21 protein-coding genes are annotated in these 24,754 nt (G+C 60.8%); 13 read left to right on the top strand and 8 right to left on the bottom strand.

Features of this window, described 5'->3' with window-relative positions:
- Nucleotides 1–31 precede the first annotated feature (31 nt).
- Entirely contained in the window at nt 32–1,057 is a 1,026-nt protein-coding gene (locus ESZ00_RS12460; protein ID WP_129208583.1) for a radical SAM protein, read from the bottom strand.
- Between the two features lie 180 nt (nt 1,058–1,237).
- On the opposite strand from ESZ00_RS12460, the gene ESZ00_RS12455 reads away from it, so the two are divergent.
- From ESZ00_RS12455 to priA, 8 genes are all read left to right on the top strand, one after another.
- Nucleotides 1,238–1,873 carry a TMEM175 family protein gene (locus ESZ00_RS12455; protein WP_229741233.1) on the top strand — a complete coding sequence of 212 codons (636 nt, stop codon included), beginning with the start codon at nt 1,238–1,240 and terminating at the stop codon, nt 1,871–1,873.
- A gap of 79 nt (nt 1,874–1,952) precedes the next feature.
- Nucleotides 1,953–3,812 carry an ABC transporter ATP-binding protein gene (locus ESZ00_RS12450; RefSeq protein ID WP_129208582.1) on the top strand — a complete coding sequence of 620 codons (1,860 nt, stop codon included), beginning with the start codon at nt 1,953–1,955 and terminating at the stop codon, nt 3,810–3,812.
- The gene (locus ESZ00_RS12445; protein ID WP_129208581.1) at nt 3,809–4,777 is read left to right on the top strand and encodes a YicC/YloC family endoribonuclease; all 969 of its coding nucleotides are present in this window, start codon (nt 3,809–3,811) and stop codon (nt 4,775–4,777) included. Before ESZ00_RS12450 ends, ESZ00_RS12445 begins: the two co-directional genes overlap by 4 nt.
- A gap of 70 nt (nt 4,778–4,847) precedes the next feature.
- Nucleotides 4,848–5,579, top strand: a complete 732-nt coding sequence (gene gmk, locus ESZ00_RS12440) for a guanylate kinase (RefSeq protein ID WP_129208580.1) — start codon at nt 4,848–4,850, stop codon at nt 5,577–5,579.
- Nucleotides 5,580–5,593: 14 nt separating this feature from the next.
- A complete protein-coding gene (rpoZ, locus tag ESZ00_RS12435) occupies nt 5,594–5,827 on the top strand; it encodes a DNA-directed RNA polymerase subunit omega (protein WP_129208579.1) in 234 nt (77 codons plus the stop codon).
- A 121-nt stretch (nt 5,828–5,948) separates the two neighbouring features.
- Entirely contained in the window at nt 5,949–7,184 is a 1,236-nt protein-coding gene (coaBC, locus tag ESZ00_RS12430) for a bifunctional phosphopantothenoylcysteine decarboxylase/phosphopantothenate--cysteine ligase CoaBC (RefSeq protein ID WP_129208578.1), read from the top strand.
- 108 nt (nt 7,185–7,292) lie between these two features.
- The gene (locus tag ESZ00_RS12425) at nt 7,293–8,159 is read left to right on the top strand and encodes a uracil-DNA glycosylase (protein WP_129208577.1); all 867 of its coding nucleotides are present in this window, start codon (nt 7,293–7,295) and stop codon (nt 8,157–8,159) included.
- 22 nt (nt 8,160–8,181) lie between these two features.
- Entirely contained in the window at nt 8,182–10,647 is a 2,466-nt protein-coding gene (priA, locus tag ESZ00_RS12420; RefSeq protein WP_129208576.1) for a replication restart helicase PriA, read from the top strand.
- A gap of 71 nt (nt 10,648–10,718) precedes the next feature.
- Here priA and ESZ00_RS12415 read toward each other — a convergent pair whose 3' ends face one another.
- Nucleotides 10,719–12,221, bottom strand: coding sequence for a YncE family protein (locus ESZ00_RS12415; protein WP_129208575.1), 1,503 nt, complete (start codon nt 12,219–12,221; stop codon nt 10,719–10,721).
- 207 nt (nt 12,222–12,428) lie between these two features.
- On the opposite strand from ESZ00_RS12415, the gene ESZ00_RS12410 reads away from it, so the two are divergent.
- Complete coding sequence (locus tag ESZ00_RS12410) at nt 12,429–13,310, top strand: DUF92 domain-containing protein (RefSeq protein ID WP_129208574.1); 882 nt, start codon at nt 12,429–12,431, stop codon at nt 13,308–13,310.
- 220 nt (nt 13,311–13,530) lie between these two features.
- On the opposite strand, the gene ESZ00_RS12405 is transcribed toward ESZ00_RS12410, so the two are convergent.
- Nucleotides 13,531–14,142, bottom strand: coding sequence for a YdcF family protein (locus ESZ00_RS12405; protein WP_229741232.1), 612 nt, complete (start codon nt 14,140–14,142; stop codon nt 13,531–13,533).
- A gap of 96 nt (nt 14,143–14,238) precedes the next feature.
- Entirely contained in the window at nt 14,239–14,883 is a 645-nt protein-coding gene (locus tag ESZ00_RS12400) for an L-threonylcarbamoyladenylate synthase (protein ID WP_129208572.1), read from the bottom strand.
- 195 nt (nt 14,884–15,078) lie between these two features.
- Between ESZ00_RS12400 and ESZ00_RS12395 the strand changes: the two genes are divergently transcribed.
- Nucleotides 15,079–15,822, top strand: a complete 744-nt coding sequence (locus ESZ00_RS12395) for a TrmH family RNA methyltransferase (RefSeq protein ID WP_229741231.1) — start codon at nt 15,079–15,081, stop codon at nt 15,820–15,822.
- Nucleotides 15,819–17,162 carry a replication-associated recombination protein A gene (locus ESZ00_RS12390; RefSeq protein ID WP_129208571.1) on the top strand — a complete coding sequence of 448 codons (1,344 nt, stop codon included), beginning with the start codon at nt 15,819–15,821 and terminating at the stop codon, nt 17,160–17,162. Before ESZ00_RS12395 ends, ESZ00_RS12390 begins: the two co-directional genes overlap by 4 nt.
- Before the next feature lie 16 nt (nt 17,163–17,178).
- Here ESZ00_RS12390 and ESZ00_RS12385 read toward each other — a convergent pair whose 3' ends face one another.
- The 4 genes from ESZ00_RS12385 to lnt all read right to left on the bottom strand — a co-directional run bounded on the left by ESZ00_RS12385 (nt 17,179) and on the right by lnt (nt 21,540).
- Complete coding sequence (locus ESZ00_RS12385; protein WP_129208570.1) at nt 17,179–18,249, bottom strand: Gfo/Idh/MocA family oxidoreductase; 1,071 nt, start codon at nt 18,247–18,249, stop codon at nt 17,179–17,181.
- 43 nt (nt 18,250–18,292) lie between these two features.
- Complete coding sequence (locus ESZ00_RS12380; protein ID WP_129208569.1) at nt 18,293–18,721, bottom strand: CoA-binding protein; 429 nt, start codon at nt 18,719–18,721, stop codon at nt 18,293–18,295.
- Nucleotides 18,722–18,726: 5 nt separating this feature from the next.
- Nucleotides 18,727–19,861, bottom strand: a protein-coding gene (gene prfB / locus ESZ00_RS12375; protein ID WP_204520206.1) for a peptide chain release factor 2 whose coding sequence is annotated in 2 segments (ribosomal slippage) — nt 18,727–19,791 and nt 19,793–19,861 — 1,134 coding nt in all. Because the reading frame shifts where the segments join, the coding sequence is not laid out codon by codon here.
- A 17-nt stretch (nt 19,862–19,878) separates the two neighbouring features.
- Nucleotides 19,879–21,540 carry an apolipoprotein N-acyltransferase gene (lnt, locus tag ESZ00_RS12370; protein WP_164981495.1) on the bottom strand — a complete coding sequence of 554 codons (1,662 nt, stop codon included), beginning with the start codon at nt 21,538–21,540 and terminating at the stop codon, nt 19,879–19,881.
- 110 nt (nt 21,541–21,650) lie between these two features.
- On the opposite strand from lnt, the gene ESZ00_RS20400 reads away from it, so the two are divergent.
- Together ESZ00_RS20400 and ESZ00_RS12365 are read left to right on the top strand one after the other, a co-directional pair.
- A complete protein-coding gene (locus ESZ00_RS20400) occupies nt 21,651–21,776 on the top strand; it encodes a hypothetical protein (RefSeq protein ID WP_268235302.1) in 126 nt (41 codons plus the stop codon).
- A 137-nt stretch (nt 21,777–21,913) separates the two neighbouring features.
- Complete coding sequence (locus tag ESZ00_RS12365) at nt 21,914–24,301, top strand: APC family permease (protein WP_129208566.1); 2,388 nt, start codon at nt 21,914–21,916, stop codon at nt 24,299–24,301.
- Nucleotides 24,302–24,754 lie beyond the last annotated feature (453 nt).

Genomic DNA, 24,754 nt, shown 5'->3' with positions numbered 1-24,754 from the left:
TTATGGTGCACCGGGGAACCCCGGCGATACTTTACAGGATTTTGAATGGAGAAAGCTCAGGTTGATTTGTGGGGGCGGGTTGGAACCATTCCTGCACTCTTTTCCAGGCCTGGCCGACCCGGTCAGAGGCGAGGAAGAGATCACCGACGGTGAGGCTGCTGACCAGTCCGTGATGACCGACTGCCGCGAGGCCCATCGAAGCAATGCAGCCGCACTGCGAGCAGTCGGGGTCGCCACCGAACTGGCAGGGGGTGATCCGGGTCTTGAGATCCGCGGAGATGGTCTCGGTGGTGCGGGCGAAGATGCACTGGTCAGGGCTTGAAGGCGGGGTATGGATCTCGTCGATGAGCTGATCGCCCATTTCGAGGATCGGGAAGAGGCGGCGCAGGCGCTTGAGCTCGACTGCGACCTCGGCACGCTGGGCGGGGGAGAGGATTTCGGGGTCGGTCGCGCCGCGCTGCGGGGTAAAGAGGCTGAACCAGACCCGCTGAATCTGCGGCTGGGCGCTCCAGAAGCGCAGGAACTTTTCGAGATAGCCGGGGCGGCCTGCGATCTGCGCCGTGATGGTCGAGTGAATGGTTACCCGCGCGTCGGCAATGCTCTTCAGAATGCGCTCGTAGGTAGCCGGCTTGCGGCGGGCATCATGCTCGGGCTGCAGGCCGTCGATGGAGACAACCACATAGAGCCCGGGAATCTCCATCCATTCTTTGGGGATGACGCGGAAGGCGCTGGTGACGAGCTGCACGTGGATGCCGCGCGCACCGAGCTGGGGCAGCAGCGAGTCGAGCTCGCGATAGCGGACCAGAGGGTCGCCGCCCACGATGGAGAGATGCACCGGCTTCTTTTCATCGACCAGGGCAAGGACACGTTGAATGAGTTCTTCGCCTTTGTAGTCGGCGAGGGAGCGGATGCTGGTGCCTGTGCCCAGGTGATCGTCGTCGAAGGCATAGCAGCCTGGGCAGCGCAGCGGGCATTCCTTGGTAATTTCAATCGAAAGCGAGGGGGCTCGGCCTGTGAGGATACGAGACCAGGCCTGCAGCAGCTCCGATGTCTTCATCGGCTCTCCGGTCATGTTCGGGCCGGAAGGATTCCGGCGACAGAAGGATCGGGCGGCGTCAGTCGCGGGCAGGCGCAACCCCGAAAAATAAATGCCTATGAATCAGTAGACGCAGGAAATGGCCGACCGGCTTCTTCTTTCGTAGCAGAGCGCGATAAGCTCAGACGCTAGGAGGACAGGGTGACGGCAGAGAATTCAGCGATGAAGACCTCGCGGCTGGAGGCATTTTCCGATGGTGTGATCGCCGTGATTATCACCATCATGGTGCTCGAGCTGCACGTTCCGCATCAGGACGGCATTGCCGGCCTATGGTCGGTAGCACCGCGGCTGGGTATTTATCTGCTGAGCTTCCTGGCTGTAGGTATCTACTGGATTAACCATCACGAGCTGCTGCGCCGCACCGAGCAGGCCGATTACCCCATGCTCTGGGCAAATCTGGTCTTCCTCTTCGCCCTGTCTCTGATCCCATATTTTGTCGACTACCTGGACGACAAGCAGTTCAGCTCATTTGCAACCGTGCTTTACGAGATTGCGATGCTGTTTGCGGGCTTTGCCTTCTACGTTCTGCGCTGGACGATATTGAAAATGCAAGCGAGGATCGGAGTCTTGACCGTCGGCGACCGGAACGAATTCTGGAAGCACCGTCTCAGCCTCCTGCTTTATCTCGTTTCGATTGCCGTGGCCTACTATCGTCCATGGATTTCCCTGGCGTTGAATTCCGTGGTCACCGTGGTGTGGATCATTCCGCAGATGGGCGTGAAGGACTGCAACGCGGACGAGGCCAACATCGCCGCATCGCTCGAAGGCCGGCACTGAACTTCCACCGGGGAGAGACCGTCTAAAATAGAACGATGGCCCAGCAAGACCGGCAACTGCCGACTCTCCCGGTGCGCGCATGAAGCGCGTAGGGCGACTCCTCTACTATGCACGGCGGTACTGGCTGCAGGTGATCACCTCCGTGTTGCTGGCAGCTGGCGTCGGCTTCTTCGACGCGTTCCGCGTACTGCTGATTGGCCCGATCTTCGATACCGTGTTGAGCCCCGGCGAGCAGCACAGCCAGGGCAACTTCTCTGCCTTCAGCGCTCATTTGCAGGACTATCTCATGAAGCTGGTGCCCTCGCATCTCCACAATCCGTGGAGTGTGGTGGCATTTGCGTTCGTCTTTTCCACGCTGCTCAAGGGCCTGTGCGATTACGTCGGGACCTACCTGGCCAACTATGCAGGTTTCGGAATCATCACGGACCTGCGCGATGACCTCTACGAGGTCATCCTGCGCCGTTCGATCTCCTTCTTTCAGAAGCACGCCACCGGCACGCTGCTTTCCGCGCTGATTAATGACATCGAGCGGATGCAATCGGCCATGTCGTCCGTACTCTCCGATTTTCTGCAGCAAATCTTCACGCTGGCCTTCACTGCGGCTGTGGTGATCAAGATCGGCGGCAACCTGGCCTGGATCCTGCTAATCTTTGTGCCCGTGGTTGCCGGGTCGATCCGCAAGATTGGCCGCGGTGTGCGCCAGACGACGCGGAAGGGCCAGGACAAGCTGGCCGAGATCCAGAACATCCTGCATGAAACGATCACGGGCAATCGCATCGTGAAAGCCTTCAACATGGAGTTCTGGGAGCTGCTGCGCTTCCGCAAGGCGGCCAGGCGCCTGTTCCGTGCAAACCTGAACTCGGTGCGCGCGCAGGCTATCAGCTCGCCGCTGATGGACCTGATCGGCGCTATCGCCATCGCGCTGCTGCTGCTTGTGGGCCGTAATGCCATCAACTCACATCGCATGACGTCGGGCATGTTTTTCACCTTCATCATCGCGCTGTTCAAGATGTATGATCCGATCCGTCGCTCGGCCGTGTACTACAACAGCTTTCAGCAGGCGATGGGTGCATCCCAGGCGGTCTTCGACTTCATGGACGATCGTGACGAGGTGCAGGAGAAAAAACATCCGCACCAGATCAAGAGCTTCAAGGAATCCATTCGCTTCGAGCATGTGGGTTTTGCTTATCGAAGCGATGAGGGTGAAAGCCAGGTGCTGCACGATATCGACCTCACCGTGCCGCGTGGCGAAGTGCTGGCGCTGGTGGGTCCCAGCGGCGCTGGCAAGTCAACATTCGTCAATCTTATTCCGCGCTTCTTTGATGCGACCTCGGGACGGATTCTCATCGATGGCCACGACTTGCGCGATGTGAGTCTGCGCTCGCTGCGCGACCAGATCGGCAAGGTGACGCAGGAAATCATTCTCTTCAACGACACAGTGCGCAACAATATTGCCTATGGGCAGCCGGATGTGCCGCTGGCCAGGGTGATCGAAGCGGCAAAAGCGGCGCTGGCGCATGACTTCATCGAGCGGCTGCCGGAGGGCTACGACACGGTGATCGGAGAGAAGGGATTTCGGCTCTCGGGCGGCGAGCGTCAACGCCTCGCCATTGCCCGGGCCATCCTGAAAGATGCGCCGATCCTGATCCTCGATGAGGCGACCTCCTCGCTCGATGCCGAAAGCGAGTCGCTGGTGCAGGGTGCCTTGAATAACCTGATGCAGGACCGCACCAGCTTTGTGATTGCGCACCGGCTCTCAACCGTGCGGCGTGCCAATCGGATTGCGGTGCTCGAGCGTGGCCGTATCACGGCGATTGGTTCTCATGAAGAGCTGCTGCAGATTTCGCCGACCTACCAGAAGCTCTACAGGCTGCAGTTTATGGATGCCTCGACTCCCGAGGCACATGAGCCTGTGCTGAGCGTGAGGACTGACTCATGAAGACTGCCAAGCAGGCCGCTGCTGCGGCTTCCCAGAACGGCCAGGTCCCCCCTGTGTATTCGATGACCGGCTTCGCTCGGCGCAACGGGCGTGTCTCCGACCTGCTGGGGTTTACGCTGAGCCTGAAGAGTGTCAATCACCGCTTTCTCGATTTGCATCTGCGCCTGCCTTCGAATACAGACGCGTTGGAGATGGAGCTGCGGCGCGAGCTGAAGGCGCGGCTTTCCCGTGGGCACGTCGAAGTGACGCTGAATCTGGACCGCACGATCAAGAGCGAGCTGGCCTACGATGCGTCGCAGGTCGCAGCGTACCTGGAAATCTTTCGCAAGACAGCGGCGGAGCACGGGCTGGTGTGCGAGCCGGACCTGAATGAGATCTTTCGCATGCCGGGTGTGTTCGGAGAAAACCGCGGCGAGCGGGCGCAGGGAGAACGCAATTCAGAAGAAGAGGCCAAGGCGATGGAAGTAGCGGTGCTGGCCGAACTCCCTGCTCTGGTGGAAGCATTGAATGAGATGCGTGCCCGCGAAGGCGGTGTGCTCGCTGCGGAGCTTCGCGCCGGACTCGATCGCCTGGAGGCCCTGGTTGCCGAAGCCGCAGCTCTGCGCGAAGATGTGCAGCAGGCTTACTTCGAACGCGTGGCGCAGCGATTGAAAGCAATGGTGGGCGATGCCTTCGATCCGCAGCGGGTGCTACAGGAGGCGGCGCTGCTGGCCGAAAAGAGTGATGTCGAAGAAGAGGTCGCGAGGCTCAGGGCGCACATCGGGCACTTCCGAGAGCTGCTGGCGCAAGGCGGAGAGATCGGCAAGAAGCTGGATTTTCTGCTGCAGGAGATGAACCGCGAGGCAAACACGCTGCTCTCGAAGACAGGAGGCGTGGCCGGCAACGGTGCGCGGGTTACCGAGATTGGCTTGGGCATGAAGGCGGAGATCGAAAAAGCGCGCGAGCAGATCCAGAATCTGGAGTAAGCGCAGGTCCTGTGCAGGAGCCGCGGTCCGAGGCGAAGCGGATAGTTTGCATGAAGGAGGCGGCAGCGTTTTGGCCGGCATTTTATTTCTGATTTCAGCTCCCTCGGGTTCGGGGAAGTCTTCGGTGGTGAACCGGCTGCACTCGCTGGTGACGGACCTCGAGTTTTCGGTGTCGTACACGACCCGCGCACCGCGCGGCTCGGAGCGCGATGGACAGGAGTATCACTTTGTTACCAGGGAGCGCTTCGAGCAGATGATCGCCGAGGACGCATTCCTGGAGCATGCCGAGGTCTTCGGTAATTACTACGGCACGGCGCGGCATTCGCTCGAGGACGCCTTCCGGGCGGGGCGCGATCTGCTGCTCGATATCGATGTGCAGGGTGCCCGGCAGGTGCGTGAACGGCTGCCGGAGGTGGTGAGCATCTTTCTGATGCCCCCCTCGCCGCAGATTCTGGAGACGCGGCTGCGTGGCCGCAGCCGGGCCGAGGGCGTAGTAGATGAAGAGGTTATCCGGCGGCGGCTGGCCAAGGCGCGGCTGGAGATTGAGAATTACCGGGAATATGGATATATTCTCGTCAACGACGTCCTCGATATTGCAGTAGAAGAGATGTCAGCGATCGTCTCCTCGGAGCGGCTCAGCCGCGGTACGGGCCCCGTCACCGAAGAAGACCGACGACTACAAGAAATTGCAGAACGATGCCGGCAGCGAAACTCTGAAGTCCGGATCAAGCCGGTGCTTCAGGCCTTCGGTGTAGGGAATGCCGAGGCTGCACCTGTGGAGGGCGCCTTGGCGGATCGGTAACTTCAGGAGAAGCCATGAGCGTTGAGCAGGGATTCGATAGCAATTTCCGTTATGTCATGGTGGCCGCTCGCAGGGCCCGTCAGCTTCAAAATGGTTCGCAGCCCTTGGTGGACTCCCGCTCGCGCAAGGCCTGCCGGGTCGCCCAGGATGAAATCGCCGCTGGCAAGGTGGGTTATGTAACCATGGGCTCTCCGGTGCATAAGCCCGAAGTTGCAGCTCCCGATATCCCGAAGTTCGCCGCCTCCTAGCTTACATTTTCGTCATCGGCTGGAGAGACCCGCTGCTCGCGGCGGATGGGTCTCCCTGTGTCCGAAAAATAGGACCAAATTTGTCCACGGACTGAGCGCGCTTTCCTTTTAGAATTTGACTATGAAGGTTACCGTCGGAGTCTCCGGTGGCATCGCTGCCTACAAGGCAGCGGAACTGGTCCGTGCCCTGCAGCAGCAGGCCCTGGATGTGCATGTGGTCATGACGGAATCGGCGCAGCAGTTCGTGCAGCCGGTCACGTTTGCCGCGCTCAGTGGACACAAGGTGATTACCAGCCTGTGGACACTGCCCGAGGTTCCGGACGACAACCTCTCTTCGGCGATTGAGCACATCGAAGCCGCGCAGTCGACAGACGCGCTCGTCGTAGCACCGGCAACGGCAAACATTCTTGCCAAGTTTGCCAATGGCATTGCGGATGACTTCCTGACGACGCTCTACTTGGCGACGACGGCTCCCGTCATCGTTGCTCCGGCCATGAATGTGAACATGTGGAACCATCCGGCGACGCGCGCCAACCTGGAGACGCTGGCCAGCCGCGGTGTACGCATCGTGGAGCCGGAGTCAGGCTACCTGGCCTGTGGCATGACCGGCAGCGGCCGGTTGGCCGAGATGCCGCGCATTGTCGATGCAGTGCTGGGCGTGCTGCACCATCGCAATGATCTGAGCGGCGAGACTGTGCTGATCACCGCCGGCGGCACGCGTGAGGCGCTCGATCCGGTGCGCTTCCTGGGTAATCGTTCGAGCGGCAAGATGGGTTACGCGCTGGCAGAAGCCGCGGTACGGCGCGGTGCACGAGTCATTCTGGTTTCGGCGCCTACAGCGCTGCGGCCACCGGCGGGTGTGGAGCTGGTGCCGGTGATCACCACGGAAGAGATGCGCCGCGAGGTGCTCAACCGTACCGATCAGGCTTCGATTGTCATCAAGGCGGCCGCGGTTGCGGACTATCGCCCCAAGCAGCAGGCCGAGCAGAAGATGAAGCGTGTGGGGCCGCTGTCTCTGGAACTGGAACCGACGGAAGATATCCTCGCAGAAGTGGTTTCGCACCGGCATCCGGGGCAGCTGATCATCGGCTTCGCGGCAGAGACCGAGAATGCCGTTGCTCATGGGCGGGATAAGCTGCTGCGCAAGGGCGCGGATGCGATCGTGCTCAACGATGTCTCCCGCGAGGGCATTGGCTTCGACTCCGACCGCAACGCGGTCACCTTTCTCACGCCGCACCGGGCGCTGGATCTGCCGGAGATGGCCAAGCGGGATATTGCCGATCGAATTCTCGAAGAGGTTCTCGGGCTGCGTCGGCCGCAGCAGGTGGTCGCGGAGACCGGGCCGCTGGTTGAATAGAGTAAGAAACAGACCTGGAAGCAGGGTGTGGATGCACGAACATCCACACCCTGTTTGCTTTTACACTGGGATTTGCCTCGAGCCTATGTCCTCGGAGCATTGCTACGCATGAGTTTTCTTACGCCAGAACAGGAGCTGGAGCTAGCTGCGCGGTTGCGGTATTTTCGCGACCTGGGCGTGTACGATTTCTATCGTCGCGGTGAGTATGTGCCTGCGGTGGTTACAGAAATGGCACCCGAGCCTGCTCCCACGGTGGTGGAAGTTGCCGCTGCGGTGGAAGAAATTCCCGCCGAACCGGTGCTGGCGCCGGCATTTGAACTTTTGTCTGAAACGGAGTCTGCTATTCCTCCTCGCAAGCCCCTTCCACAGCCGCCGGCGATTGTGCCGGAGATTTTGCCCGCAGCCGCACGCCCCGCGGCGCTCGAGGCGGTCCGCGCCGAGATCGGCGAATGTACGCGGTGCCCGCTGGCTTTCCAGGGACGCCACAAGATCGTCTTCGGTGACGGCAATCCGAATGCGCGGATTCTCTTCGTAGGCGAAGGCCCGGGCGCGGATGAAGACGCACAGGGGGTGCCTTTCGTGGGCAAGGCCGGCCAACTGTTGAACAACATGATCGCGGCCATGGGGCTGAAGCGCGAAGAGGTCTACATCGCAAACGTGGTCAAATGCCGGCCGCCGAAGAATCGCCAGCCGGAACCGGAAGAGGCGAATACCTGCATGCCATTCCTCTGGCAGCAGATCGACATCATTCGGCCTGAGGTCATTGTGGCGCTGGGCGCGACGGCGATCCTGTACCTGATGGGGCAGAAGGCATCACTCGCCAGCTGGCGCGGCCGAATCCATTCTCTGCGCGGCTCCAAGCTGATCGTCACCTATCACCCCGCCTTCCTGCTGCGCGATCCCAACCAGAAGAAAGAAGCCTGGAAGGACCTGCAGATTGCGATGAAGGAACTGGGGCTGAAGCCAGCGAAGTAGCAGGCTCTAGTACCCTGAAACAGTGTCAGCCTTTTGTGATGTAGCCCTGCCCGTGCCCTTGGACCGTGTCTTTACGTATGCGGTCGGCGCGGCTGATCCTCCGATTGGTGGGCGGGTTCTGGTGCCCTTCCGCAACGAGAAGATGGCCGGGGTCGTGGTGCGGCTGCATGACGAGCCGCCGCCGGTCGAGGCCAAGCCTCTGGTCGCGGTGATGGACGAAGAGGCGATCGTTTCGCCTGAGCTCCTGGAGCTTGCGCAGTGGATCGCAGGCTACTATGTCGCGCCTCTCGGGGAGGTGCTGCGGGCCATGCTTCCCCTGATGAGCGAGGTCAAAAAGCAGATTCTCTACCGCATCACGGATGCGGGGCGTGCCGCGCTTTTCGATGGCGCTGATTGCGGCAGCTCGCGCCGGTCGAAGCTCTCTCCGGAAGACCAGGACACCGAGTACAAGGCGCTGAATTACCTGGAGAACGGTGAAGCAGCGAAGGCGACGGCCCTGCGTTCGGCTACCGGCATCAGCCGCGAGCTCCTCGCCGGGATGCTGCGCAAGAAGTGGATCGTGCGCGAGACTGCGGCGGCACAGCGCGATGCGCGTCGGCTGGTGCGCTACGCGGTGCTGGTCGAAGGGACGCGACTGCCGAAGCTCAATGACAATCAGCAGGCTATCCTCGCGGAGTTGGCAGGCAGCGGGGGCGAGCTTCCGGTGGCCGAACTGCGTGAGCTCGAGGTGCCGCAGTCTACGCTTGCCACGCTTGTCAAACGTGAACTGGTGCGTATCGAGGAGCGTCCAGCCGACTTTCACCTCACGCATCTCTCTTTGATGAAGAAGGCAGCCTACGAGCTGAATGAAGCGCAGCAGCGTGCCCTGGCGGTGATGACGGCAGCGGTCGATGCCGGCGAGTTCCGGCCGCATTTATTGCATGGGGTTACCGGCTCGGGCAAAACGGCGGTGTATCTTGCCGCGATGCGCGAGACGCTGAATCGCGGGCGTACGGCGATTCTGCTGGTGCCGGAGATCGGCCTCACGCCGCAGATGGCCGCGCAGCTGCATCATGCCTTTGGCCGCGAAGTGGCTCTGCTGCACTCCGCGCTCACGCCGGAGGAGCGCAGCGAGCAATGGCATCGTATCCGGCGTGGCGAGGCGCGCGTGGTGGTGGGGACGCGCTCTGCTGTTTTTGCGCCGGTTGAAAATCTCGGCCTGATCGTTGTCGACGAGGAGCATGATTCGAGCTACAAGCAGGAGTCGATGCCGCGCTATCACGCGCGGGACACGGCCGTGGTGCGCGCAAAGCTTGCCGGCGCGGCGGTCGTGCTGGGCTCGGCCACGCCGTCGCTTGAGTCGTGGAGAAATGCGGAAGAAGGGAAGTATGCGCGCATCGAGATGCACGAGCGCGTGCAGAATCGTCCGCTGCCCAAGGTCGAGCTGGTGGATATGCGGCAGGAGTTCCAGGAAACCGGGCAGGAGCATATCTTTTCGCGAGCGCTGATCGAGAAAACGCAGGCCACGCTCGAGCGTGGAGAGCAGGCGATCATTCTCCTGAACCGGCGCGGGTATTCGTTCGTGGTCATGTGCCGTTCCTGCGGCGACAAGCTGGAGTGCGAGAACTGCTCGATCGCGTTGACCTATCACAAGCAGGTGACGGGTGAAGACGGGATTGCGCCGGTGGGCCAGCGCCTCGAATGTCACTACTGCGGTTACAAAACCGGCGTGCCGCCGCGCTGCCCCAAATGTGAGAGCGAGCACCTATATTTTCTTGGCGTGGGATCGCAGCAGGGCGAGGAGCGGCTGCAGGAGATTTTCCCCGGTGCTCGTATCGGACGGATGGATCGCGATACCGTGCGCGGGCGCAATGACATGGAGCGGCTGCTGATGCGGCTGCACTCAGGCGAAATCAACCTCCTCGTCGGCACGCAGATGATCGCCAAGGGGCACGATATTCACGGTGTGACGATGGTCGGCGTAGTTGGCTGCGATCACGCGCTGGGGATGCCGGATTTTCGTGCTGCGGAGCGGGTCTTTCAGCTGCTGACGCAGGTATCAGGCCGCGCCGGACGCGGTGAACTGCCCGGTACGGTGCTGGTGCAGACCTACCATCCCGACCACTATGCCGTGCAGTGTGCGGCGAAGCATGACTTTCATGGTTTTGTGGAGCGCGAGATGAAATACCGGCGCTGGATGCACTATCCGCCTTACGCAGCGTTGGCAAATGTGATCATCCAGAGCCCACACCTGGAAGAGGCCGCCGGCTGGTCGGCGACGCTGGGGCGGTGGTTCCAGAAGACGCAACTCGACGGTGTGCGGGTGCTTGGGCCTGCGACGGCTCCGCTGGCGCGGATCAAGCGGATCTACCGCTTTCACCTGGTGCTGAAGGCAGAGAAGCGTTCAGCGCTGGCTCGCACCTTGCGGATGATGCTGGCGCATGCCGATGCGGCTGGAGTTCCACGGCGAAACCTGATTGTGGATGTGGATGCGGTGAACCTGATGTAGAGTCTCCCGACTTCGGAGAAAAGAGAAGGGCGGCCATTCGGCCGCCCTTTGTTCTTTCCATAAGTTTCTGGCTATGGAGTACCAGAGCCGTAGCTATGGCTGGTCAGGATCTGATTGCAATAGGTTTCAGCGCCAGTGGTTGAAGTTGCCGTGCAGGTGCCGCCGGCATACTGCGTGGTCGTGTGCAGATCGACGATCTGGCCTTCTACCGCCGGGTAGGCGGTGATCGTGTCGGATTCCGTATCGATGATGTTCAGATACTCGCTGTTCGGAGCGCCGACATAAACGCGGCCGGAGGGGTAGTTGTAGATCGAGTCGATGACTCGGGGCTGCAGGATGGCCGTGTCCGAGATGGTGTTGTTGGAGGTGGCTGTTCCAAGCAGCGTGATGGTCGACTGCGCCGTGTAGCTGGTGAGGCTGCCGACAGTCACCGTGCCGTCACCCTCGTTTGCCGAGTAGACCTTGCTGCCGTCGCCGAGGATGGTGAGAGCAGCGGGATTGGCGCCGGTGCTGATCGTGCCGACAATCTTGCCGAAGGTTGAGCTGTCGTTGCCGTAGATATCCGTGGAGACATCGATGACGCTCATGGTGTTGTTGCCGTAGTTGGCAGTCACCAGCAGGTCGCCGAGCGTGTAGAAGGCGGCGTAGACAGGCTGTGCGCCGCAGGAAGCGGTGATGCCGCTGGTGGAATTAGAGGTGTTGCAGAGATTGATGGTGGCAGTCGAGCCGAGATAGGAGGAGTTCGAATTCGTATCGAGCGAATTCGACTGCGCATTGATGACTGTGACCGTGCCGCTGCCGCGGTTCAGCACAAAGGTACGCAGGCCGTCCGCCGAAGTAACAGCGTAGACCGGGCAGATGCCGAGCTGGAGCTGCGAAGAGACGGTGTTCGTAGAGACTTCGATGCCGTCTGCCTCACCGTTCGTCGAGACGGAAGACGGATCGGAGCAGCTTCCCCAGGCCAGGCTGTTGGAGCTGTTGCCCTGGCTGATGGCATAAATACGGGCGCCGGAATTGATGCCGGTGACGTTGACCACGGAGGGCGCAACCGTGACTTCCTGGACGAGCGCAGCAGGGCTGCCGCTGTAGGCAGCGACGGCGTCGCGGGCCTCTTCGACGACATACTCGCTGGCGCTGGCAGCAAGGGCATTGATCGGCGCGGCGCCGGAAAAGAAGGTGCTGCTCAGCACGTTCTTCGTCTGCAGCGATTGGGAGATGGGGATGGTGCTCATCGTGTTGTCGCAGTTAAGCGTATAGGCATCGCTGCCGGAGGCATTGAAGGCAAAGCCGAGCGGGCCTGTGCCGAGCTGAGCCTGCGCCATGACGCTGTCGCCGGAGAAATCGTACAGAGTGACGATGCCCGCATCGGAATATTGCGTGGTCGGGCAGGGCGGCTTGGTGGTGGCCAGGCTGCTGGGAGGGGTCAGCTCAGGCTGCGAAACGACCACGGCATAGGCTGTCGGCTCCGACGCGGGACCTGTGCCGGTTACCTGATTGATAACGGGACGATACTGGCTACCGCAACCCGTGAGACCGGCCAGAACCAGCAGCGACGCGGCTGCCAGCCATTTCATACTCTGCACTCGTAAATACCTCACTCCACGATCGTTCCGGATCGATGCCCGCCGCCTTCCGTGAATAGAAGAGCGAAACCCGATGGAAATTCGATTGTAAATCACCGTAGGGTTTGACTTAACAGAAGGGGGGAAGGAAAGCTGAGAAGGTAAATCCTGGCCGCCGAAAAGTTAGCAGGCGGCGATTCCGATAAGAGGTAAAAGCGCGTGGAGAAGCAGGAACAGGTGCGAACGGTAGCAGGGTTGCAATCCCTGAGCTGGCAGTCATGGGCAGTGCTGGCGGTGTGCCTGCTGGGAACGCTGGCCTCTGTTCCGGGTGTGCTGGAAGCGCGGAATTCGGCCGGCTTATGGCTCTTCGGGCAGGCAGTAGCCATTGGGGCCGGATTTGCGTTGCTGGTGCTTGGGCTGCGGGCCGCGACACCCGGGGCGGCTGCGACGGGCGGCCTGTTTACTGTGACACTTTACCTGGCTCAGCCAGGCTGGAGGACGCTTCTGTGGCCGCTGGCGGCGCTTTTTGTATTGACCTTTGCGGCGACAAAGTTTGGAAAAACGAAGAAGGAAAAGCTGGCCGTTGCCGAGGGCCATGGTGGTCGTTCGGCCTCGCAGGTGGCGGCAAATCTGGGGATGGCCGCACTGGTGGTGATGCCTGTGGTCTGGTTACGTGGTGCGGTCCCGGTACTGGCGATCCTGGGGAGGCCGCTGCTGGTGGCCTCGGTCGCAGCGATGGCCGAGGCGACGGCGGACACGCTTTCCTCGGAACTGGGAGCTGTGCTGGGTGGCGAACCACTGATGATCACGACCGGGAGGCGGGTCGCTCCGGGCACCGACGGCGCGATTTCTGTGGCAGGGACGCTAGCAGGCTGCCTTGGAGCTATGGCGATCGCGCTGCTGGCGGGTCTGGTCCTGCCGCTGCGCCCGCTGGAGGCTGCGATTGCGGCCGGAGCAGGAATCCTGGGGCTCTTTGTGGATAGCCTGCTCGGTGCGACGCTCGAGCGCGCAGGGCGGCTGAATAACGATGCGGTGAATTTTCTCTCCACCTGCGCGGCGGCCCTGGCCGGATTCCTGCTGGCGGGGATGCTTTCGTTTTAGGGCGTATCCCCCTATATCCAGACTGAAAATAAGCGACTTATATTTATTGCGCATTGTCATTCCGACCGGAGTGAGCCGTAAGGCGAACGTAGCGGAGGAACCTGCAGTTTTCTCCGGCCCAGGCAGAACTGCAGGTTTCTCCACTCCGCAGGACCAAAAACCGTCCTGCTCCGGTCGAAATGACAACCCTTTCTTGTAGCTATAGGTAGATACGTCTTAGTTAGGGTGCTCCCGGCGGAGTGCGATCGAAGCCGATCATCCGCCGCAAACGCCATGCCGTATAGCTGAGAACCTCGTGCCCGATGCGTTCCGCTTCTTCTTGCCGGCTCAGGCCTTTGCCCATGCTCCGGGGAGAAGTGAAGACGGTGAGACCAAGGCTCTCGCACAACGCATGGGTGCGGAAGAGATGCGTGCCGTCGCTGACCACTACGATCGTGTGCAACTGGTTTGCGCGGGCGATGACAGCGAGACGGCGGGTGGATTGTTCCGTATTGCGGCTTTCGGTTTCCGCGATGATGGCGCGTTCCGGCACGCCGTGGCCCAGCAGGTAATCATGGCCTACTCCGCCTTCGGAATGAAGGTCTGCGGGATCGCCTCCGCCGAGGGTGACGATGATGGGCGCGAGTTTTTCCTGGTAGAGCGCCAGAGCGTGATCCAGGCGGGCTTTAAGCACGGGCGAGGGCCGGCCGTCATACTCGGCTGCGCCGAAGACGGCGATCGCGTCGGCCGGACGGGCCTCGTCGCGGTGAGCATAGTTGAGAACCTGGCTGTAGACCCAGGCAGTCCAGCCCAGCGCTGCGACGAACAGCAGCAGGAGGAGCAGGGCAATCATTTTGCCCCGGCTTCGGCCCCGGCGGGTTGAACCCGCCGGCGAGTGGAGATGTCGAAGATTGGAAGCCGGGACGATCATGCGAAGACGCGGGGTGGATCAGGCTTGTAGAGCGAGAGCGATCTCGTGGGTCGGGATGGCGCCTTCGCGGAGAATCTGCCAGGTACCTTCGCCGCCGGAAAGATCGACGATGGTGGTGGGCAGGCTGCGTCCGGTCGGGCCGCCGTCGACGATGACAGGAATGCGGTCGCCGATCTGATCGCGGACGCCTGCTGCGTAGGTGCACTCGGGCATGCCTTGCAGATTGGCCGAGGTCGCGGTGATGGGCAGGCCGAAGGCCTCGACCACGGCACGCGGGATAGCGGCATCGGGCACGCGGATAGCCACATTGCCGGTGTTGGCAGTGCTGCGCAGCGGCAGCTTGGAGCCGGCCTTGACGATCAGCGTCAGCGGGCCAGGCCAGAAGCGCTCGGCAAGGCGGTCAAGCGTGGAGCCGGTCTCTCTCGCCAGTTCGTAGGCTTGAGACACATTGGCGATGAGCAGAGAGAGAGGCTTGTGCTTGAGCCGGCGTTTGATCTCGTAAATACGCTCGACCGCGCGAAGGTTCACGGGGTCGACAGCCAGCCCGTAGAACGTATCCGTGGGCATGGCGACAACTTTGCCGCTTTTCAGGCACGAAGCAATGTATTGCACGCGATCCGGCTCGGGCTCATCCGGATGGATGCGCAGAATCTCTGCAGACAAGGTGGCTCCCATTCAAAGAAAACATGGCTGTCCGGCGGTTCTTGGGCTTCTCGAGGACGGCATCCGTCCGGAACAGGTACGACACGTCAATTCTATGCCACAGGCTGTCCACAGAGGGGCAGGGGCTGGGAGCGATAGAATCCATAAATGCCCATGGCCGCGCCACGATTGATCCAGAGCCGACAGAATGCACGTGTGAAGGAATTGCGCGCGGGCGTGTCGGCTGCCGGGGATATCGCAATCGAAGGCGAGCATCTGCTCGCCGAAGCCGCTGCAAGCGGGCTGAAGTTTTCGACTGTTTTCGTGGAGCAGGGGCAGGAGGCCAGGCTCGCACGGCTGCACCTGCCCACGGATGCGGAACTGCTGGCTGTTGCTCCGGATGTTTTTGCCAGCGCCGTGCATACTGAGTCGCCACAGGGCGTGGCTGCGCTGGTGCGGCTGCCGCTTTGGACGTTGAACCAGGTGCTCGATCGTAGAGGACCGGCGCTGGTGATGGTCTCGGGTGGTCTGCAGGACCCGGGAAATCTCGGCACTCTGATCCGCTCGGCGGAGGCATTTGGCGCTACAGGATTTGTCATGCTGCCAGGCACCGTGAGCGTAGCTAATCAGAAAGTTTTGCGTGCATCAGCCGGGTCAGCCTTCCGTCTGTCGTGCGTGACGGCAAAGGAAAGTGAATTCTTTGCAGCATTGGAAGCACGGGGCATCAAGACGGTAGCCGCGGTGGCAGTCGATGGCGGCTCTGCCACAAGCTGGGATTTTACGCAGCCAACTGCTTTGTTGCTGGGCAACGAAGGCGCAGGCCTGGCAGCTTCGCTCGTAGAGCGGGCAAATGCACGTGTGACTATTCCCATGCCTGGTCCTGTCGAATCGCTGAACGTAGCCGTTGCGGGCTCCGTGCTGCTCTATGAAGCAGCACGCCAGCGTGGAGGTGCGCGATGAGCCTCTTTCAACCGACACCGGATCTGGCCTCTTCCGGCAATCTCGCTGCGCCGCTGGCCGAGCGCATGCGTCCACGCAATCTTGAAGAGTATGTAGGGCAAAAGCATCTGCTTGCGCCGGGCAAACCGCTGCGCGTGCAGATCGAGCGCGACGATCCTGCATCCATGATCTTCTGGGGGCCTCCCGGCGTAGGGAAGACCACTCTGGCCAAGATCATCGCCCATGCCACGCATGCCACCTTCATCGAGTTCTCGGCGGTCATGTCGGGGATCAAGGAAATCAAGCAGGTGATGGTCGATGCGGAGAAGGCCGCGCAGTTCGGCTCGCGCACCATCCTCTTTATCGACGAGATTCACCGCTTCAACCGCGCGCAGCAGGATGCCTTTCTGCCTTACGTGGAGCACGGGACGATTCGTCTCATCGGCGCGACGACCGAGAACCCCTCGTTCGAGATCAACGGCGCGCTGCTTTCTCGTTGCCGCGTGTACACGCTGCAGGCGCTGAGCGAAGAAGAACTGCTCACACTGTTGCGCCGCGCTCTCGAAAATGAAGAGCGTGGTCTCGGGCGGATGCAGATCGGCGCGGAGGATGATGCGCTGATTACGCTGGCGTCGTACTCAAGCGGCGATGCGCGCAATGCGCTGAATGCTCTCGAAGTCTCGGCAAAGCTGGCCGAGGCGCGCGGCGAGAAGACCATCACGAAGGATCTTGCTGTCGAAGCATTGCAGCAGCGTGTACTGCTCTATGACAAGAAGGGTGAGGAACACTACAACCTCATCTCTGCATTGCATAAGTCGGTGCGCAATTCCGATGCCGATGCGGCGCTCTATTGGTTAGGGCGCATGATGCAGGCTGGTGAAGACCCGATGTACATTGCTCGCCGCGTGGTGCGCATGGCCGTCGAAGATATCGGCCTTGCCTCGCCCGAGGCGTTGAACCTGACCCTGTCTGCGCGGGAAGCGATGGAGTTTCTCGGCTCGCCGGAGGGTGATCTGGCGCTGGCGCAGGCCGTCGTCTATCTTGCCCTGGCGCCGAAGTCGAATGCTGTCTACACGGCTTATGGCGAAATCCTCGATGAGATCGAGCACAACCGCGCTGAGCCTGTTCCGCTGCACCTTCGCAACGCGCCAACCGGCCTGATGAAAACATTAGGCTACGGTCACGGTTATAAATATGCGCATGACGAAGCGGGCAAGGTGGCAGATATGGAGTGCCTGCCTGATCGCCTGCGCGGACGGCGCTGGTATCACCCGACTGCGGAAGGCCGCGAAAAACTTCTCGGGCAGCGGATGGAGGAGATCCGCCGCCTGAAAGAAGCGAAGGCTAAGGGCCCGCAGTAGGTTCCTGCTGCAGGGCTCAATCCGGATAAGTGAAACGCCGGCCGGTTTGGCTGGATTCGATGGCCAGTTCGATGATGCGTGCGGTACGCCAGGCATGCTCAGCCGTAACCTCGAGCGGTGCGATGCCCAGGATGGCATCCCGGAGATTGGCATAAATACTGCGGTAGTCGCCGCGCACGGTCGGGACACGCTCGTCTGCTTTGCCGTCGATGTGGAGTGTGCCCCAGTCGGATTCCGGTTCTTCGCCGAAGCCCGCATCGGTAAACTCCATACCCGCAAGAAGCTGCGGCTCCTGTGGGTCGAGTCCCCACTTTACAAAGCTCCCTTGGGTGCCATGAACAAGGAAGCGCGGTCCGCGGAAGCATGCGGTGAGCGAAGAACGCAGCCATGCCGAGAGGCCGTGGGCAAACTTCAATTCGATGTCGAAAGCATCCACGACCATGCTGCCTTCGCGGTCGATGCGCACATCGGCCCAGACGCTTTCAGGATTGCCAAAGAGCGAGCAAGCCTGATCGATGAGGTGCGGGCCGAGGTCGAGGAGCAGCCCGCCGCCGGGCACACCGTTTTCCTTCCAGTTGGTGCGCGATTCCTGGCGGAAGCGGTCGAAGTGCGATTCGTAAGTGACGATGCGTCCAAGCGCGCCTGAGGCCAGGACCTGCTTCAGCGTGACGAAGTCGCCATCCCATCGGCGGTTTTGATACGGCGCGAGGACCAGCCCCTTGCTTGTTGCCAGATCGATCAGATCGCGTGCTTCGGCCGAGGTCAGGGTGAAGGGCTTATCGACCATGACGTGCCGGCCCGCCTCGAGACACTGCTTCGCATGCGCGTAGTGGTCGCCACTGGGTGAGCTGACCGCAACCAGCTGGATCGAATCGTCCGCGAGCAGCTCATCGAGGGAATGAGCAATGGCGATGTCAGGATAGACTTCTGCCGCGGATTTACTGCTGCGCTGCACCACAGCGGCAAGCTCAAGGCCAGGCGTAGCGGCGATGACGGCGGCATGAAAGATACGTCCGCCGAGACCGAAGCCGATAACGCCGGCGCGAATTGGCTTAAGGACAGGCTGCGAGGAATGGCTCTGGGTCATAGCAGCAACATTGTCGCAGATGGTGCGGAGACTGTGCTCAGTCCTACTGCCATCCGGCAGCCATGCGGTCTTTGAGAATGCAGCGGTCCATCACCACCTTCACGCCATGCGCCTCTGCTTTCGCCGCTGCCTCTTCATTCACGATGCCTTCCTGTATCCAGATGGCAGACAGATTGAGGCGAATCACATCGTCAATGATCGGTGGAAGATGCTGCGGCAGCCGGAAGATATTCACGAGATCGACCTTCATGCCTTCCGCAGCGAGTGCCACGACGGCCTCTTCGAGCGAAGGGTAGGACTTTTCGCCGAGTGCACTTTCGATCGCCGGATTGACCGGGACAATGCGGTAGCCGCGCGACTGCATGAACTTCGAGACCCCGTGCGAGGCCTTCGCAGGATTGTCGCTCAGGCCGACCACGGCGATGATTTTCGTCGTCTCGAGAATCTGCTGGATCAGCTGGGGCTCATTCATCGCAATTACTCCAGATCGTCGCCGCTATCGACCACCGACGGCACGCCGCCATTGCGGCGGAGCAGCAGGTACCCGCGGATGAAGGGCTCGAGATAGCCGTCGAGCACACGGTCCACGTCGCCCACTTCAACCTTGGTGCGGTGATCCTTAGCGATGCGATAGGGCTGCAGCACATACGAGCGAATCTGTGAGCCGAAGTTGATGTCCAGCTTCGAGTCTTCGAGCTTCTTCGTCTCTGCGTTCTTCTTCTCGAGCTCGTACTCGTAGAGGCGCGAGCGCAGCATCTTCATTGCCTTCTCGCGGTTCTTGTGCTGCGAGCGCTCGTTCTGGCATTGCACCACAATGCCGGTGGGAAGATGCGTGATGCGCACAGCCGAGTCCGTGGTGTTCACATGCTGGCCGCCCTTGCCGCCGGAGCGGTACGTATCGGTGCGAAGTTCATCCGGTTTGATGTCGATCTGGATCGAGTCGTCGATTTCCGGCGAGACGAAGACCGACGCGAATGAAGTGTGCCGCCGCTTCGCCTGATCGAAGGGCGAGATGCGGACCAGGCGATGCACGCCGGTTTCACCGGAAAGCATGCCGAAGGCGTATTCCCCGGTGATGGTGAAGGTCGCGGATTTGATGCCGGCCTCTTCGCCATCCTGGTAGTCGTTCATTTCCGTCTTGAAGCCCTGCTGTTCGGCCCAGCGCAGGTACATGCGCATCAGCATTTCGGCCCAGTCCTGGCTCTCGGTGCCGCCGGCGCCGGGATGCACGGTCACAATCGCGTTGAGCGCATCGGTTTCGCCGGAGAGGAGCGTGCGGGCCTCCATGGCCTCGGCAAATTCGTTCAGCGAATTGATTTCGCGCTTGAGCTCGGCTTCGACAGATTCGCCTTCCCGGGCCAGATCGAAATACGCATCGACATCGCCGGAACGGCGCTCTAGTTCCGCGTCATCGGCCAGCAGCGCTTCAAAACGCTTGCGATCGCGCATGAGCGGCTGTGAGAGCTGGGGGTTCGACCAGAGGCTGGGATCGGAGAGCTTCTGCTCGATCTCGGCTAGATCAGACTTGAGGCGGGCGGGGTCAAAGGTACTCCCGCAGGCCACGGACTTTTTCGCGTACCGGAGCGTAGGCGAATTCGAGATCGTTCAACACGAGATCGGGACCTGTCTTCAGGGCTGGAATCGGATGCGCCGCTTACCCAGCAGCAGCACCACGCCCAGTGTGATTATCACACACGTGTAACCGAAGAGGTCGCCGTGGCGGGTATAGAAGGTCACGTCGTTCCGGAAACCGTACTGCACGGCAAGCGAGGTGAAGATGCCGCGCGGCGCGCTGGTCAGCAGGCGGCCTTCGGGATCGATGACGCTGGTGACGCCGGTGTTGGTGTCGCGCACCAGCCAGCGGTGGTTCTCGATGGCGCGCATGCGGGCCATGTTCAGGTGCTGCCACGGGGCGCTGGTGTCGCCGTACCAGCCGTCATCGGAAATATTGACGAAGACTTCGGCGCCGTTATCTGCAAAGTGCCGGACTTCATCCGCGAAGATCGACTCATAGCAGATGAAAACTCCGTAGCGATGACCATTCAGTGAGTAGACGCTGCGATGATTTCCGTGCGTAAAGTTGCCGGCCTGGCGTGTGAGCTTGTGCGCGAAGAAGAAGAGATCTTTGAACGGGATGTATTCACCCCAGGGCACGAGATGAATCTTGTCATAGCGCCCGATGCGGTCGCCACTTGTGTTGAAAATCGTTGCCGAATTGAAATATTGGACATACTGCCGTCCTCGGCTGTCCGTCGCCCAGTCGGCGGCGGGCAGGCCGACAATGATGCCGGCGTGGGTATTCGCCGCGAGCTGGTGCATGGCCGTGAGGAAGCGCGGATCGGTTTCTTCGAAGGGGGATGGCGCCTCCGGCCAGGCAATGAGCGAGATCGGTGGAGCGGGCGCGGCGGGAGCCGCATGCAATGTTTTCGCCGGACTCGGCATGCCGGTGTAGTACGGGGTCAGCGTGTTGGAGCTCTGTGCCAGGAATCGGCCGATGTTCTGGTCCCACTCGGTGCCGGGCCAGTCGTGGTCTTCATCCACGCTGAAGTCCGGCTGCAGCAGCACGGCCGTTGCTTCTGTCTTCGCGGGGGCAACAGGCATCCATGTGCCGGCCTGCAATAATGCAGCCGCTGCGATGCCAGCCGCGGCCAGCGCAAGACGCAGGCGCACCGGCTTCACCAGAAACCCGGCTGCGAGCACTGCGTTGACGGCCACCAGCACAAACGAGATGCCGTAGACGCCGGTGAAGGGAGCCAGTCGAGTCAGGAGCAGGTTGTCCACCTGCGAGTAGCCGAACTGATCCCATGGCACACAGGTAACGCGGGAAGCGGCCAGTTCCACTGCAGCCCAGGCAAACGGCGCGAGCCCCAGTGCCGGGACGATGCTGCGGGTAACGGAGCGCACCAGCGCCAGCAGGAATCCAAAGAGCGCGAAGTACAGGCCGAGAATCAACGCATAGAGCAGGAGAATGCCGATGGCGCCAGGGACCGGCACATTGCCGTAGAGATGCATGGTGCGCTCGATCCAGTAGGAATTGAGCGCATACCACGCAATGCCGCAGACGTACCCGGTGAGAGCGCTGCGGCGCAGAAAGTGCGCGGCTCCCGAAGCTGCGGGGCGGAGAATCGCAACGATCAGCGGAATGAGCGCGATCCACGCAAACGAGGCGCGCCATGGAGGCAGCGGTCCGGCAATCGGGAAGGGGAGATCGAGCAGGCAGGCTGCGAGCAGGGCGAGCACCACAGCGGTAACGGAGGGCCATCTCCCGCTACGGCGAAGGGCTTGCGGCACGCTGGATTTGCTGGTGTCGGTTGCCACGGCCATTCAGCGCGAGTGTAACATCTCCGAGGGTATCCGGAGATGGGACGCCGAAGACAGAAAGCAGAGGTACAATCAGACAGATGATTGCAGTAGCTCAATTCGGGATGCATCTGCTGACCGGTTTATTTTTTCTGGGACTGGCAGGTGCGGCCGTGGTGGTAGTCATCAGCTTTATTGAGGATTTTGCCGAGCTGCTAGAGAAGTAACGGAGGGGACGATTCGATTGACGTGCTCGCCGGTGGGTCATACACTCAGCGAGAGCGTCAGGACGAAAGATCGCCGGCCGGTAGATGAAAGATAGTACCGGCATCCGATTCTGACCCACAGTCTTCGCCCACATTCCATGTCATCCGGACAAACTTTTTCCGCTCCGCAATCGAATCGAGTCAGGCTTGTTGTAGCCTCCTCGGTCATGTTGACCTTCATTTCGTTCTGGAGGGCAGCAGCGGTCGTTTTGAACGACCTGGGCTCTTCGGCTTTCTATGCCGGAGGCATCGCGGAAGAGGCGGTAGGTAAAGCCGCGCCGTGGTTCATCCTCGGCGTCATGCTCTTTTCTTTCGCCGTACGTGCGGTCTACGTTGAGAGCTGTTCCATGTTTACCCGCGGCGGAGTCTACCGCGTGGTCAAGGAAGCGCTCGGCGGCACATTTGCCAAGCTCAGCGTCTCGGCGCTGATGTTCGACTACATCCTCACCGGTCCTATTTCCGGCGTCTCAGCCGGCCAGTACATCACCGGGCTGATGAATGAGCTGATGCAGCAGGGAGCCTTGCATGGCTGGCTGCCCGCGGCTCTGGTGCACGGACAAACGGCCTGGCAGTTCCCGGTGGACGAGACCTCTGCTGTCTTTTGCATCGCCGTAACTATTTATTACTGGTGGCAGAACATCAAGGGCATCGAGGAGTCGAGCGATAAGGCTCTCGAGGTGATGAAGATCACGACCATTATGGTCGTGCTGCTGCTGGGCTGGGGCATTGTGACCGCGATTCTCCGGCACGTATCCCTGCCGCCGCTGCCTGTGCCGTCGAATCTGCACTTCTCGAAAGATGCCCTGGGCTTCCTCTCCGGCACGAAACTGGCCGGCTCCCTGGGGCTCTTCGGCATCCTGATGGCATTTGGTCACTCGGTGCTGGCGATGAGCGGTGAAGAGACGCTTGCGCAGGTCAACCGCGAGATCGAACACCCCAAGCTCAGGAACCTGAAGCGCGCGGCGATCGTTATTGCCATCTACAGCTTTGTTTTTACCGGCATCGTCTCGCTGTTGGCGGTCATGATCATTCCCGATTCGGTGCGCATTCCGCTCTATCGCGACAACCTGATCGCCGGTCTGGCCATGTATATGGTCGGGCCGCTGACGCTGAAGATTATCTTCCGCGTCTTCGTGGTGCTCGTCGGCTTCCTGATCCTCTCGGGCGCCATCAATACCTCGATCATCGGCTCGACCGGCGTTCTGATGCGCGTGGCCGAAGACGGCGTGCTTACAGACTGGTTCCGCAAGCCGCATCACAAGTACGGCACGAGCTACCGCATTGTGAACCTGGTGACGGCGCTGCAGCTGTTCACCATCATCGTGAGCCGGGGCAACGTGATCACGCTCGGCGAGGCCTATGCCTTCGGTGTGATCTGGAGTTTCACTTTCAACAGCCTGGCCATGCTGGTGCTGCGTTGGAAGTTCAAGGGCGAGCGCGGCTGGAAGGTGCCGATCAATCTCAAGATTGGCAAGACAGAGTTTCCGGTCGGACTGTTTTCCGTCTTTCTTGTTCTATTCACGACGGCGATCGTGAACCTGTTCACCAAGAGTGTGGCTACAGAGAGCGGCATTGCCTTTGCGGCGACGTTCTTTGTGATCTTTTCGATTTCCGAGCAGAAGAACCTGAAGAAACAGGCTGCGACCGCGGCGCAGATGAAGGAGCACTTCCAGCTCGAGCACCCGGAGGCAATCAACCGGGAGGCGCTGGAGATCAATCCGGGAGCCATGCTCGTCACCATGCGCGATTCGGGAAATCCCTTCGCGCTCAAGTGGGCACTCTCCCGCACCAACACCGACGAGCAGGACGTGGTGGTGATGACGGTGCGCATGATGGGAGCCGGTGGTCCGGAGATCATCGACGAGCAACCCTTCAGCGAGCACGAGCAGATGCTCTTCACCAAGGCTGTGTCGGTTGCGGAGAGCTTCGGCAAGCATATTTCACTGTTGGTGGTTCCGGCGGGCGATATTTTCGCAGCTCTGGTGCAAACAGCAAGCAAGCTCGAGGCGTCTGCGCTGGTCTCCGGCCTCTCGACGAAGATGTCAGCACAGGAGCAGGCCTATCATGTCGGGCAGGCGTGGGAGAGCCTGCCCGAACCGAAGCGGCAGTTCACCTTCTACGTCGTGATGCCGGATGGCGAGGCGCAGGCCTTCCATATCGGCCCGCATGCGCCGCAGCTGCAGGCCGAGGATGTACAGCTGGTGCATCGCCTGTGGCTGAACTTCCGCCGCGATCCGGAGATGGAAGGGCTCCATCACAGCGATATCGTGACCTACGCGTTGACGCGGTTAGCCAGCGAATATGCGCGTGACAAGGTGGAAACGGTCAAAGAACTGCGCCGTTATACGCAGGACGGAAATGCTCCGACTGGTGCATCGGTTTATGCCATGCGGGAGCGGGAAGGGCGAGATTACGCACATGGTGGCGACGGATATTCGATTCCGGCACCACGCTCTTCACGTTCGGCATCGGGACAGGAAGAATAACGACGCTCTCCTGGTGGAATACATCCGTTTGCACGATAGAAGGGGAGAGCGGGTAGATCGTTCGTAATGTCAACAGCAGTCCTTCGTAATGCTGACCTAAGTCCAAGCGTAGAAATTACACCATCCGGACTTGGCAACACACTCAGTCGCGGTTATGCTTGCGCAGTATCTCCAAAGCATTGAACGGGCAGCATGGTTATCTGTGTTGCCGGCAAGCCGTTTTCATTCAGGAGTCGTATGGGAGGACAGGTGCAGATCGAGTTGATTCTCCGGGAAATTGACCAGCAGATAGTCGCCTTACAAGAGGCCAGGACTCTCTTAGGTACATGGGCCAAGAAATCGCGCGGGCGTCATAAGTCCGTGGTCACTCCAGTTATACCTAAGAAGAAACCAGCGGTAAAAAGGTCAGCTACCGGCCGTAAGAAACTTGTTATAGCTGCTAAGCCTCGGACA

This window comes from Silvibacterium dinghuense (assembly GCF_004123295.1).
In the GTDB taxonomy this organism is placed as follows: Bacteria; Acidobacteriota; Terriglobia; order Terriglobales; family Acidobacteriaceae; genus Silvibacterium; species Silvibacterium dinghuense.
This window is presented reverse-complemented; position numbering and strand designations above follow the sequence as displayed.